Source organism: Pseudoalteromonas sp. MMG013 (assembly GCF_018100885.1).
Taxonomy (GTDB): Bacteria; Pseudomonadota; Gammaproteobacteria; order Enterobacterales; family Alteromonadaceae; genus Pseudoalteromonas; species Pseudoalteromonas aurantia.
Genome location: NZ_JAGJEE010000007.1, coordinates 130,723 through 143,162, shown reverse-complemented (window position 1 = coordinate 143,162; position 12,440 = coordinate 130,723). Strand labels below are relative to the sequence as shown.

The window sequence follows — 12,440 nt, the reverse complement described above, 5'->3', positions numbered from 1 at the left end:
CCATGAGTGATCCAAAGTTTTATAAAGGGCGCCCTGTTGAGGGAGAGGCATTAGATGAGTTGCTAAAAAATTGGCCGATCCCTGATGTTGCTGATGACCCTAGGAAATATGCCGGTCGTTCAACGGCTTTTGGCCAACCTTTGGAAGAAGTGTTCCAAAAACCGGAAGAAAAAGTGAATGCAGAGCCGCAAGCACATGAGCCTGAATTTCCGACATTAACAATGGAAGAGCTTGAGCAAATTCGTCAAGATGCTTATGAAGAAGGGATAAAGCAAGGTCATGAACAAGGTTATATTGATGGCTTTGATAAGGGAATGACAGAAGGAAAAGACGCTGGTTATAAAGAGGGGGTTGAAATTGGTAAACAACAAGGGCTGGATGATGCACAACCATTGATAGATGAGAAGCTACAGGTGTTATCTCAGTTAGTGAGCGATTTAAATTCTCCCCTGAGACTTGTTGACGAAGCGTGTGAAAAGCAACTGGTTTTTCTTGCCAATATATTGGCGGAAGCGGTTATTTTTCAAGAAGTAAAATTAAACCCTGATGTAGTTTTATTGGCGTTGAAAAAAGCGATGGATGCGTTGCCTATCGTGCAGCAAAATGTGAAGGTGCATTTACACCCTGAAGATCTTGAGCTAGTTAAGCAAGCCTACGGAGAGGAAGAGTTATCTAAACAACAATGGCAATTAACACCCGAACCGACTTTGGCTAGAGGAGGGTGTGAGGTTAAAACGGTGCAGTCATCGATTGATATGACATTAAAAACACGAATGCGAGAAATTTTGGATAAATTCTTGCATGATAGTGATATCTAACATTCAGAATCACGTAACCGGATGAGCCAAACCAATACTCTCGCAGAGCGGATCGCTCGCTATCAAGATCACATACCGCAATTCTCCGTGCCCGTAGCAGGCAGTCTAACACGTGTTGTAGGGCTAACACTGGAAGCTAAAGGATTAATCGCACCCGTTGGAAGTCAATGTAAAATTGAAACAATTCGTGGTTTTGTCGATGCCGAAGTAATTGGTTTTAACGATGATACGCTGTACTTGATGCCAAATGACCATATTTCAGGAGTATTACCGGGCGCACGCGTTATTCCGCAATTGAATGAAACAGGGTTGCCAGTTGGGATGGGGTTGCTAGGTAGAGTGGTTGATGGGCTTGGTCGTCCATTGGATGGTTTAGGCTCGGTCGATACACAAGAAACGTTAAAATTTGCTCAAGAACCGATCAATCCATTAGCAAGGCGACCAATCAAGGAGCCAATGGATGTCGGTGTTAGGGCTATCAACTCAATTATCACTGTGGGTCAAGGGCAAAGAATGGGCCTATTTGCAGGAAGTGGAGTGGGTAAATCGGTACTTTTGGGCATGATGACGCGTGGCAGTGAAGCCGATGTTATCGTGGTTGGTTTAGTCGGCGAACGTGGTCGAGAAGTAAAAGAGTTTATTGACGAAATATTAGGTGCTGAGGGACGAAAGCGTTCGGTTGTGGTTGCAGCACCTGCGGATGCATCCCCGTTGATGAGATTGAAAGGCTGTGAGAGTGCAATCACAATCGCGGAGTATTTTCGAGATCAGGGGTTAAGTGTTTTGTTGTTACTTGACTCAGTAACCCGGTATGCGATGGCACAACGTGAAATCGCATTAGCGGTTGGAGAACCTCCAGCTACTAAAGGTTATCCGCCCTCAGTATTTGCTAAGTTGCCAGCTTTAGTAGAAAGGGCTGGTAACGGCGGTGAAGGGCAAGGGTCAATCACGGCATTTTTTACGGTTTTAAGTGAAGGTGATGACATGCAAGATCCTATCGCAGATGCCGCGCGTGCGATTCTAGATGGTCATATTGTTTTATCACGAGAGCTCGCGGATAGTGGTCATTATCCTGCAATTGATATTGAAAAGTCGATTAGTCGAGTTATGCCGCAAGTGGTGTCTGAGAGTCATATGCAACAAGCACGAGTTTTGAAACAAGTTTACTCTATGTATCAACAAAATAAAGACATGATAACACTTGGTGCTTACCAAAAAGGCAGTGATCCAATGTTAGATCAAGCGATCACCATGATGCCGGCAGTGAATACATTCTTACAACAAGGAATGAAAGATGTGCTCAATTATGATGAATGTTTGCAAGGGCTTGCACAATTATTGGGGCAAGGCTAATGGCGACAGATAAATTGGCACTCCTGTATAAGCTTGAAAGTGAAAAAGAAGAAAAACTACGAGTTAATTATAGTCAGGCTCAACAGCACCTGAGCATTAATCAGCAAAAGCTCAAAGGCTTGAATGATTTTCGCCTTGAATATACTCAGCAGCTTCATTTGAAAGCGTTAGCGGGACTGCAAACCAGTGGCTTTAATCAATATCAATCATTTATTAAAAAAATTGAAGATGCCATAAAGCAGCAAGCCTCAACAGTTATGACGGCACAACAAGTTGTTGAGCAGCGGAAAAAAATTTGGCTAGCTCAACAAGTAAAAGCAAAAGCAATTGAAATGCTTATTAATAAAAGAGCTTTGGAAAAGCAGAAGCGATTAGATAAAGCAGAGCAGGCTATGTTAGATGAGTTTGCAACAAATCAGTTTGTGCGACGTAAAGCAAGCTAAATTGGCTTGTTATTTGCTTGTCCTTATAAGTTATTAATGTGAACGGCGTGGTTTTGCCGTTATGTAAAAGGTGATCATATGCTCAATATGAAACAAGATTTAGCTATACTCAACTCTGAGTATTCAGAGAAAGTCAAATACGAAGAGCGAAAAGATGCAGCAGTAGCTAATGAAGAATTTGCAAATGAATTGAGTAGATATGAAGAGTACGCCTCGTCTTATGACTCAAAAGAGACTCCAGAGAATAAACCTAAGTTAAGAAATGGTAAAGAGCCAAAAGAAGAGTTGCAGACGAGAAGCAAAGAGTATGAAACCCCTGCAACGGCCGGTAAAACAGATGATATTAATACGAGTGACAATAAAGCCGAAGTCAATCCCTCTACTGATGAAGCCAGCTCTTCTACTAAAGCCAATTCTGATATTATTGTAGAGCCAGATGCAAAAGAGGGTGTTAAGTCTACAGCAAACAATAGTGACGGTGATTTCCTAGCGCAAATTAATGCTGCGCAACAGCAAAGTACATCAGTCAAAAGTTACACACAACCGACCACCCCAGAGTATTCAAAACTGTCTCAAGTTGCACAGGCAATAGAGCAATTGAATGCTTCAAAAAATGCCAAGCCAGAACAACAGATTGGGGGAAATTTAAAGAATGAGAAAGAATCGGATGATCAGCTTTTATTTACTAATAAAGCTGAATTAATATCTAAAGGTACAAAAAATGACGCAGTGACAAGTGGTGATATACAGATCACAAAAGCGTCTGATGTTGATAAAGCGGTTAAGGGTATAGAGTCGGGTTATAAGGATAATAAACCGGACAAAAGTACACCTGGCTTATCGTCATCTCTGGCAAATAATGACATAGCTAGAAAAGACCCGACATTGATTAATAGCGCTTCACAAACAGGAGAGAACAAACCTACAGAGGAAAACGTGAATCAAGAGAGTGCTGAAGTACTTATGGATAGACAATCGAGTAGCAATACTAAGTACAACGCAATAGACAGTAGGTTCATAAAGAAAGAGGAGATGAATGAGCAGCCTACGGTGACTCAACAGAAAGATAAAACACCGCTTCTAGAAAAAGATTTGCAGCTCAAAACACATATTGAACAACTTAATAGCAATGAGAAAAAGTCACTTCAGCTTGCTTTACAGCAGGCCATAAATAGAAACACTTTATCGCCTGAGGCGAAAGAAAATGCACAGCGCGCACTTCAATTCATGAACAATGAGCGTAATGTAAAAGCACCACAGATAGAAATGCAGATAGGTGAAAGTGATGTGGTGGATCCGGATAACCCACTTAAGGCTGTAAGTCATGAGAATCAGCCTAAATTAAGCTCAGTACTTGAGAGCATCACTTCTCGGGTTCCTCAATCTGAAAGCGGTGGATACCGAAGTAGTGAATTGAAAGCCTTGCAAGAAGAAGCAGTGAAAGAGGCAGTAATTAAAGGTCAAGCAACCGCTGATGATAATGTAGACACTGCAGAAATAAATGTACTTAGAAAACCAGTATCTAATATTCAAGTCGAGCAATTATTTAAAGCTATTGTGCAACCTGTAGCACCACAAAGCGTGAACAATACAGACTTTGTTGATTATAACAGCCCCGTGCAAATATTAGATTCTACACAGGGGCAACAAGTGTCAAATCAAAATCAAACATCACTCTTATCAGGCCGAGTGGTGATGGATCCAGAGATACAGCAAGCGATAAATGTTGCTCGAAATGATGCTGCAAAAGTGCTTCAAGAGAAGGTATCGATGATGTTGAACTTGAATAATAAAGAAGCTGAAGTTCGATTAGATCCACCAGAGTTAGGCAGTATGCAAATTCGTATTAGAAGTGATGCTGAACAAGCTCAAGTCAATTTTGTCGTTCAAAATCAGCAGGCTAAAGAAGCTCTTGAGCAGTCAATGCCAAAGCTAAAAGAGATGTTGGCTGAACAAGGCATAGAATTGGGGGAGAGTAATATTCAGCAAGAGGATCAAGGTCAACGGGATGAACAAAGCGAGAATAATCAACAAGAAGGGAATTCTAGACTTGCCAATAACAATGACGAGGCGCAAAATACCGCTCAATTGATGAATAGTAAAGCAGATGAAGGGTCAGGAATAGATTACTATGCCTAACAACTGCTATGATATATAAAGAAACCTTGTGACTTTATATCACTTTTAAGGATTGGTATGGCAGAAGAAACAGATTTAGAGATAGAAGAAGCTGGTGGCGGTAAAAAAAAGCTGATTATTATTATAGCCGCAGTTGTGGTTATCTTAGGAGGCGTAGCTGGATTTTTCTTAATGTCTGGCTCGGATGAACCAGCGGAAACACTCGAGGAAGAAACAGCAATTGTTGAAGCGCCAGAGCCAAGTTCAGCAGCTGAAACCGGCAGTGCACTATATGTTGCGATGCCGAGACCTTTTGTTTTTAATGTACCGGGCGCAAGCCGAGATCGTATAGTGCAGATAAAAGTGCAGTTATTGGTTCGTGGTGATGGCAATGAAGAAATTGCTAAAAAGCATATACCCTTGATAGAAGGGACCCTGCTAAGTGTATTTTCAACTACGACGGCAGATGAATTGAGTACTAGTGCTGGAAAAGAAACGTTACGCTTAACTGCTTTAGATAAAGTACAGGCTGCAATGGAAGGTGTCGAGGGTAGTAAAGTTGTTGAGCGTGTATTATTTACTGGCTTTGTGATGCAGTAATGGAGTCCTACGGTGAGTGATTTATTATCTCAAGACGAAATTGATGCACTATTGCATGGTGTCGATGAAGTTGAAGAAGAAGAAGTTGTTGAAGGTGAAGAAGGTGAGTCCTCTCATGCGCTACAGTACGATTTCTCATCGCAAGATCGTATTGTTCGTGGGCGTATGCCAACCCTTGAAATTGTGAACGAACGTTTTGCTCGCCATATGCGAATTAGCTTGTTTAATATGATGCGCCGTACAGCAGAAGTATCGATAAACGGTGTGCAAATGCTCAAATTTGGTGAATATATACATACCTTATTTGTACCAACCAGCTTGAATATGGTGCGTTTTCGACCTTTGAAGGGGACAGGTCTTATCACCATGGAAGCGAGACTTGTTTTTATTTTAGTGGATAACTTTTTTGGTGGTGATGGTCGCTATCACGCTAAAATTGAAGGTCGAGAATTTACCCCAACCGAAAGACGTATCGTTCAGATGCTGCTAAAGATTATTTTTGAAGATTATAAAGAAGCGTGGGCACCTGTAATGGATGTTTCGTTTGAGTATTTAGATTCAGAAGTAAACCCAGCAATGGCAAATATTGTGAGCCCTACGGAAGTGGTTGTTATTAGCTCTTTTCACATTGAGCTCGATGGTGGTGGTGGCGACTTCCATATATCCCTACCTTACTCTATGTTAGAGCCGATTCGTGAACTCCTTGATGCGGGTGTGCAATCAGACACTGAAGATACCGACTTACGATGGAGTAAAGCGCTCAGAGATGAGATTATGGACGTTGAGGTTGAGTTATCAACACAACTTCTTGAGGTTGATTTATCCCTTGAACAAATTATGGGGTTGAAAACGGGGGATGTGATCCCGGTTGAAATGCCAGAGCATATAACGGTATTTGTTGAGGAATTACCAACATATCGAGCAAAAATGGGTCGTTCAAGAGACAATATAGCGCTGCAGATCAGCGAGAAAATTAAACGTCCAGAATCTGTGAAATCAGAGTTGCATGTCTTTACTAAAGGTGGAAAGAAACTTGACTCTGATGCTGAGCTGGCTGAATTAGAAGAAGATTTGCACTTATCTGATGGCGTAGATTTAGATTGGTGATAATTGATTTAATAAAGGTTTTAATAGTATGAGTGATGACCAAGATACAATGGATGAGTGGGCTGCGGCATTAGCAGAGGCTGATGATGCGGATCAAGGTGGAGAGCCTGAGTTAGCAGAGCTTGATGAGTTAACAGATGCATCAGGTAACTTGTCAGCCGATGAAGCCCGAAAACTAGATACCATTTTAGACATACCAGTGACTATTTCTATGGAAGTGGGGAGGTCTAAAATTAATATCCGTAATTTATTACAATTAAACCAAGGCTCAGTTGTAGAGCTCGACAGAGTCGCTGGTGAGCCTCTAGATGTACTTGTTAATGGTACTCTTATTGCACATGGAGAGGTTGTTGTAGTAAATGACAAGTTTGGTATTCGTCTAACGGATGTTATCAGCCAAGTTGAACGTATAAAAAAATTACGATGAAACATTTTTTATTTGCAATTAGTTTATACCCAAGTGTAGCTTATACTGCTGTACAGCCCTCGGGCTTCAGTTCAGAGCTAGTGTCAGTTGGTTTGTCTCTTTTGATGGTGTTATTGTTGATCATTGGGTTAGGGTTTTTTCTGAAAAAGTTAAATCCCAACATTGGTAATAACACTGATTTCAAAGTGATTAGAAGCCTCCCTTTGGGGACTAAAGAGCGCTTACTGGTTATAGAAATTGATGATAAACAGCTTTTACTTGGGGTTACACCGCAAAATATTAATTATCTATATCAATTAGACAAACCGCTCGACGAGCAAAGTAGCCCCGTGTTTGCAAAAGAACTAAGCCGATTTTTTACGCCCGAGAATAAGAATACACCAAATGATTAGATTATTAGTGATAGTACTTTTACTATTGTTTACACCTTATGTGAGTGCTGAAGGGATCGGTGCATTAAGTGTGACTACTAATCCAGATGGCTCACAAGAGTACTCTGTGACATTGCAAGTACTGGCAATCATGACTGCGTTGGGCTTTATTCCTGCAGCAGTTATTATGATGACCTCCTTTACAAGAATTATTATAGTGCTTGCTATACTGCGTCAGGCGATAGGCCTTCAGCAATCACCATCAAATCAAATTTTGTTAGGTATGTCATTGTTTCTAACATTTTTTATTATGGCACCTATCTTTGGTCAGATAAATGATAAAGCAGTGCAACCGTATTTGAATGAACAATTGACGTCTGTGCAAGCGCTCACTGAAGCAAAGGAACCGATAAAAGCATTTATGTTATCGCAAACCCGTTTAAAGGATTTAGAAACCTTCGCAAAAATAGCTGGTTACGATAACTTGAATGCGCCAGAAGACACACCATTTGTTGTGATTATTCCTGCTTTCGTAACGAGTGAATTACAAACGGCATTTATTATAGGTTTTATGTTTTTTATCCCATTTCTCATTGTGGACTTGGTGGTTGCCAGTGTCTTGATGGCAATGGGTATGATGATGCTTTCACCTATGATAGTGTCTCTACCGTTTAAGATCATGCTTTTTGTACTTGTTGATGGCTGGGGCTTGGTTATGGGCACGCTAGCTCGGAGCTTTGGACTGGGGACGTAGTATGGAACCAGAAGTATTTGTTGACATATTAAGTAATGCATTGTTTTTAGTAATAAAGTTAGTTGCAGCAATTGTACTTCCTGGCTTATCTATCGGAATCGTAGTTGCTGTTTTCCAGGCTGCTACATCAATTAATGAACAGACGTTGAGTTTCTTGCCGCGTTTAATAGTCACTATTTTAGCTTTAATTGCTGGTGGTCATTGGTTAACACAAGAGTTGATGGATTATTTCAAAGGTTTGGTTTTATTAATTCCTGAAGTTGCGGGCTAGCAGTGGATTTCCCAATAACAATTGTTATGCAGTGGTTAAGTGACTTCCTGCTGCCTTTAGTTCGTATTAGCTCGATGATCATGGTTATGGCAGGGTTGGGGGCGCAAAGTGTGCCAACAAGAATAAAGTTAGGACTGTCTGTCACTGTTACTTTTGCTGTTGTCCCAGCGTTACCAGCATCCCAATTTACCGACCTATTTTCATTTTCGATGATCTTTGTTGTGATCCAACAAATGATTATTGGTATTGCGATTGGTTTTGCATCCCTCCTTTTACTCAATACATTTATTATTGCTGGGCAGATTTTAGCCATGCAAACAGGCCTTGGTTTTGCTTCAGTGGTTGACCCTGCAAATGGCTTGAGTGTTCCTGCGGTTGGTCAATTTTACTTGATATTGGCTACTTTACTTTTTTTTGTCTTTAATGGTCATTTGATGATGATCCAAATGGTGGTGTTTAGCTTTGAAACATTTCCTATTAATGAGCAGTGGTGGATTGTTGATAATTATTGGCAAATAATTAATTGGGGTGGCTGGATGTTTACCACCGCATTGGCATTATCTTTAGCGCCATTGACGGCGATGCTGGTTATTAATATTTCATTTGGCATTATGACCCGTGCTGCGCCGCAAATGAATATATTTGCAGTTGGTTTTGCATTTACGCTTGTTGCAGGCCTAACTATTATTTGGGCTACGTTAGGAAACTTTATTGTACAGTATGAGTTTCAATGGCTTAAAACTGTTGAACTAATGTGCAATTTGATCGGTTGTACGGTGTAATATGGCAGAAGATTCAGGACAAGAAAAAACAGAAGAGCCCACGGGGAAAAAAATTGAAGAGTCTCGTAAGAAAGGGCAGATTGCTCGTTCTAAAGAGCTTGGAACTACGTTCGTACTCATTTTTTCATCGATATCATTATTATTATATGGACCAGATATAGGTAAAGGTTTGTATAATATCATGGGTCGAGCATTAAGCTTAAATCGTAACGAAACGTATGATACAACTAAGATGTTTTCTATCTGGGGAGAAATGTTTTCAGAGCTTATTTTTCCGATGTCTATGTTTGTTTTTATCATTGCAGTTGCAGCTATTATTGGTAATACGCTGCTAGGCGGCTTTAATTTTAGTTGGCAAGCTGCAGCCCCAAAAGCGAGCAAGATGTCACCTGCAAAAGGCATAAAGAGAATCCTTGGGCCACAGGCTGGCGTAGAGCTGATAAAGGCATTGTTAAAGTTCGTGTTGGTTGCTGGATTTGCGATTTATCTGATTAATACTTTTTTTTATGAAATTTTGCATTTAAGTGTTGAGCAAATCCCAAGTAGCATCATTCACGCATTAGAGATATTGGCATGGATGTTCTTAGCCCTGAGTTGTACGTTAATTATTATTTCAGCCATTGATGCCCCATACCAAAGTTATAATCATCATAAGCAGCTTAAAATGACTTTACAAGAGGTCAAAGATGAATATAAGAACTCTGAAGGTGATCCGCAAATTAAAGCGCGTATTCGCCGAACTCAAAGGGAAATGTCTCAACGGAGAATGATGCAAGATGTACCAGATGCTGATGTGATTGTGACCAATCCAACCCATTACTCTGTTGCGTTAAAATATGATACCGAAAAAGCAGGCGCACCCATTGTATTAGCCAAGGGGGTTGACGAGTTGGCGATGCAAATTAGAAAGGTCGCAATAGGTAATGAAGTGCCTATTGTTGAATCACCAGCCTTAACACGTTCTTTATACCACACGACTGAAGTTGGTCAGCAAATACCAGATCAATTGTTTACAGCCGTAGCACAAGTACTCGCTTTTGTATTTCAGTTAAAGCGTTTTCAAAAGGGCCGTGGCAAGCGACCGACAGAGCTTAATGGTGATCTACCTATTCCCAATGAGTTGAAGCACTAAACTTCACGGCTTTTTTAGACAAGCGTAACATTTATTTATGCTCTACATTTTTCATCATTTCCTTATAAATTTAGGGTTAGTAACTTTATGGCGCATAATTTGCTTTCTACTAATCAGTGTCAATATTTTGTAGTTAGTAAGTTATGGATTTTAAAGCAGTTTTACAGCAAATCAATAGAGATAAAAAAGAATATGCAAAGGGTGTAGGTACCCCTCTAATGGTTCTGGCTGCGCTAGGCATGGTTATCTTACCGCTACCTCCTTTTCTACTAGATATTTTATTTTCTTTTAATATCGCGCTAGCACTAGTCGTATTATTGGTGACCGTTTACACCATGAAACCATTAGAATTTGGTATGTTTCCAGCAGTGTTACTTATTGCAACAATTATGCGATTGGCATTAAATGTTGCAAGTACACGAGTTGTTTTACTGGAAGGGCACAATGGTGGTGATGCGGCTGGTAAAGTAATTGAAGCATTTGGCTCAGTGGTAATCGGCGGAAATTACGCAGTTGGCTTAGTGGTCTTTTTAATTCTAATTATTATTAACTTTGTTGTAATCACTAAAGGTGCGGGGCGTATTTCTGAAGTATCAGCACGATTTACATTAGATGCGATGCCAGGAAAACAAATGGCGATAGACGCGGATTTAAATGCTGGCTTTATTAGTGCAGATGAGGCGCGGGCGAGACGAGATGAAGTAACCCGAGAAGCTGATTTTTATGGTTCAATGGATGGAGCAAGCAAGTTTGTAAAGGGCGATGCAATAGCAGGTATTGTGATTCTCGTTATTAATATTATTGGTGGTTTGTTTGTTGGTATGATCCAACATGATCTAGCGTTTGGTAAAGCGATGGAGGTTTATACTCTACTTACCATCGGAGATGGACTTGTGGCGCAATTGCCGTCGTTGCTTCTGTCTATCGGGACTGCAATTGTTGTAACCAGACAAAATGAATCCCACAATATGGGAGATCAATTTAAGGAGCAACTTGGAAATGAAAAGTCATTATCAATAGCTGCCGCGATTTTAATTGTTATGGGGCTTGTACCCGGGATGCCTCATGTTGCATTTTTGAGTTTAGGTGCATTACTCGGGTATTTAGCGTATTACACCCAGTCTCAAAAAATAAAAGTAGAGGAGGCAAAGCAAGCGGAAGAAGCCAAAGGTGGTGACATCGCAGCTCGAAAACAAGATCAAAAAGAGCTTGGTTGGGACGACGTTCAGCCTGTGGATGTTATAGGCCTTGAAGTTGGTTACCGACTAATACCATTGGTAGATCAAGCACAAGGTGGTGAACTATTAAGTAGAATTAAAGGTGTTCGTAAAAAGCTATCTCAAGAATTGGGATTTTTGGTTCCACCTGTACATATTAGAGATAATTTAGAGCTAGACCCAAATGCTTATAATATTACTTTAATGGGGGTTGGTTCAGGTGATGGAGAGCTAAAACATGGCGATGAACTTGCAATTAACCCAGGTCAAGTATTTGGTCCCATTAATGGTGTTGCGACCACTGATCCTGCTTTTGGTTTAGAGGCTGTTTGGATTAAGCCTGAACAAAAAGATGAAGCGCACTCGCTCGGGTATACTGTGGTTGATGCCGCAACAGTCGTTGCAACACATATAAGCCAATTGTTGACCAATAATGCATCATTATTATTAGGTCATGAGGAAGTTCAGAACCTATTGGATATTTTGGCGAAAAGTCATCCGAGACTTGTAGAAGGTTTGGTGCCAGATGTATTGCCCCTCACGACTATCGTTAAAGTATTACAAAACTTACTCAACGAAGGGGTCGCAATTAGAGATATGCGGTCAATAATTCAAACGCTTGTAGAGTATGGCCCTCGTAGTCAAGACCCAGATGTACTCACCGCTGCTGTACGAATCTCGTTACGACGATTGATTATTCAAGATGCAGTAGGAGCTGCGGAAGAAATCCCTGTCATAACATTGGCGCCTGAGTTGGAACAGATGTTGCATCAGTCACTTCAGAACGCAGGTGATGAAGGGGCAGGTATCGAACCAGGCCTTGCGGAGCGGCTTCAAGAATCGTTACGAGAAGCGCATCAAACGCAAGAAATGTTAGGTGACCCGTCTATTTTATTAACCTCAGGTATGTTGAGAAGTGTGCTCTCAAGATTTGTTAAACATACAATACCTGGACTTCGAGTGATGTCATATCAAGAAGTACCAGATGAAAGGCAAATCAAGATTGTGAGCTCAGTTGGACAATAATAGGACTCAAGGGGTTGTAAC

The 12,440-nt window shown here is 40.8% G+C and carries 13 protein-coding genes; all 13 read left to right on the top strand.

What is annotated here, in order from left to right:
• Positions 1-2: 2 nt before the first annotated feature.
• The 13 genes from fliH (at position 3) to flhA (ending at position 12,419) form a co-directional block, all read left to right on the top strand.
• Positions 3-818, top strand: coding sequence for a flagellar assembly protein FliH (fliH, locus tag J8L98_RS09670; protein WP_210996230.1), 816 nt, complete (start codon positions 3-5; stop codon positions 816-818).
• A 21-nt stretch (positions 819-839) separates the two neighbouring features.
• On the top strand, positions 840-2,171 hold the full coding sequence (gene fliI / locus J8L98_RS09665) for a flagellar protein export ATPase FliI (protein WP_210996229.1): 1,332 nt from the start codon (positions 840-842) through the stop codon (positions 2,169-2,171).
• On the top strand, positions 2,171-2,614 hold the full coding sequence (gene fliJ, locus J8L98_RS09660; RefSeq protein WP_210996228.1) for a flagellar export protein FliJ: 444 nt from the start codon (positions 2,171-2,173) through the stop codon (positions 2,612-2,614). The genes fliI and fliJ overlap by 1 nt, the downstream gene beginning before the upstream one ends.
• Positions 2,615-2,692: 78 nt before the next feature.
• Positions 2,693-4,753 (top strand): flagellar hook-length control protein FliK, encoded by a 2,061-nt coding sequence (locus tag J8L98_RS09655; RefSeq protein ID WP_210996227.1) that lies wholly within the window; start codon positions 2,693-2,695, stop codon positions 4,751-4,753.
• Between the two features lie 57 nt (positions 4,754-4,810).
• The gene (gene fliL, locus J8L98_RS09650; RefSeq protein WP_210996226.1) at positions 4,811-5,332 is read left to right on the top strand and encodes a flagellar basal body-associated protein FliL; all 522 of its coding nucleotides are present in this window, start codon (positions 4,811-4,813) and stop codon (positions 5,330-5,332) included.
• Between the two features lie 12 nt (positions 5,333-5,344).
• Positions 5,345-6,439: a flagellar motor switch protein FliM gene (gene fliM / locus J8L98_RS09645; RefSeq protein ID WP_210996225.1), complete on the top strand. Its 1,095-nt coding sequence runs from the start codon at positions 5,345-5,347 to the stop codon at positions 6,437-6,439.
• A gap of 28 nt (positions 6,440-6,467) precedes the next feature.
• Complete coding sequence (gene fliN, locus J8L98_RS09640) at positions 6,468-6,866, top strand: flagellar motor switch protein FliN (protein ID WP_192506854.1); 399 nt, start codon at positions 6,468-6,470, stop codon at positions 6,864-6,866.
• A complete protein-coding gene (fliO, locus tag J8L98_RS09635; protein WP_210996224.1) occupies positions 6,863-7,258 on the top strand; it encodes a flagellar biosynthetic protein FliO in 396 nt (131 codons plus the stop codon). Before fliN ends, fliO begins: the two co-directional genes overlap by 4 nt.
• Entirely contained in the window at positions 7,251-7,991 is a 741-nt protein-coding gene (gene fliP / locus J8L98_RS09630; protein WP_192506856.1) for a flagellar type III secretion system pore protein FliP, read from the top strand. Before fliO ends, fliP begins: the two co-directional genes overlap by 8 nt.
• A gap of 1 nt (position 7,992) precedes the next feature.
• On the top strand, positions 7,993-8,262 hold the full coding sequence (gene fliQ / locus J8L98_RS09625; protein ID WP_192506857.1) for a flagellar biosynthesis protein FliQ: 270 nt from the start codon (positions 7,993-7,995) through the stop codon (positions 8,260-8,262).
• Between the two features lie 2 nt (positions 8,263-8,264).
• On the top strand, positions 8,265-9,044 hold the full coding sequence (fliR, locus tag J8L98_RS09620; RefSeq protein WP_192506858.1) for a flagellar biosynthetic protein FliR: 780 nt from the start codon (positions 8,265-8,267) through the stop codon (positions 9,042-9,044).
• 1 nt (position 9,045) lies between these two features.
• Positions 9,046-10,176 carry a flagellar biosynthesis protein FlhB gene (gene flhB / locus J8L98_RS09615; RefSeq protein ID WP_210996223.1) on the top strand — a complete coding sequence of 377 codons (1,131 nt, stop codon included), beginning with the start codon at positions 9,046-9,048 and terminating at the stop codon, positions 10,174-10,176.
• Between the two features lie 143 nt (positions 10,177-10,319).
• Positions 10,320-12,419: a flagellar biosynthesis protein FlhA gene (gene flhA, locus J8L98_RS09610; RefSeq protein ID WP_210996222.1), complete on the top strand. Its 2,100-nt coding sequence runs from the start codon at positions 10,320-10,322 to the stop codon at positions 12,417-12,419.
• The last annotated feature ends 21 nt before the right edge of the window (positions 12,420-12,440 follow it).

What these genes read in the sequence shown, in the direction of transcription:
- fliH (WP_210996230.1), top strand. Translation starts at nt 3, where the DNA reads ATGAGTGATCCAAAGTTTTATAAAGGGCGCCCTGTTGAGGGAGAGGCA.
- fliI (WP_210996229.1), top strand. Translation starts at nt 840, where the DNA reads ATGAGCCAAACCAATACTCTCGCAGAGCGGATCGCTCGCTATCAAGAT.
- fliJ (WP_210996228.1), top strand. Translation starts at nt 2,171, where the DNA reads ATGGCGACAGATAAATTGGCACTCCTGTATAAGCTTGAAAGTGAAAAA.
- J8L98_RS09655 (WP_210996227.1), top strand. Translation starts at nt 2,693, where the DNA reads ATGCTCAATATGAAACAAGATTTAGCTATACTCAACTCTGAGTATTCA.
- fliL (WP_210996226.1), top strand. Translation starts at nt 4,811, where the DNA reads ATGGCAGAAGAAACAGATTTAGAGATAGAAGAAGCTGGTGGCGGTAAA.
- fliN (WP_192506854.1), top strand. Translation starts at nt 6,468, where the DNA reads ATGAGTGATGACCAAGATACAATGGATGAGTGGGCTGCGGCATTAGCA.
- fliO (WP_210996224.1), top strand. Translation starts at nt 6,863, where the DNA reads ATGAAACATTTTTTATTTGCAATTAGTTTATACCCAAGTGTAGCTTAT.
- fliP (WP_192506856.1), top strand. Translation starts at nt 7,251, where the DNA reads ATGATTAGATTATTAGTGATAGTACTTTTACTATTGTTTACACCTTAT.
- fliQ (WP_192506857.1), top strand. Translation starts at nt 7,993, where the DNA reads ATGGAACCAGAAGTATTTGTTGACATATTAAGTAATGCATTGTTTTTA.
- flhB (WP_210996223.1), top strand. Translation starts at nt 9,046, where the DNA reads ATGGCAGAAGATTCAGGACAAGAAAAAACAGAAGAGCCCACGGGGAAA.
- flhA (WP_210996222.1), top strand. Translation starts at nt 10,320, where the DNA reads ATGGATTTTAAAGCAGTTTTACAGCAAATCAATAGAGATAAAAAAGAA.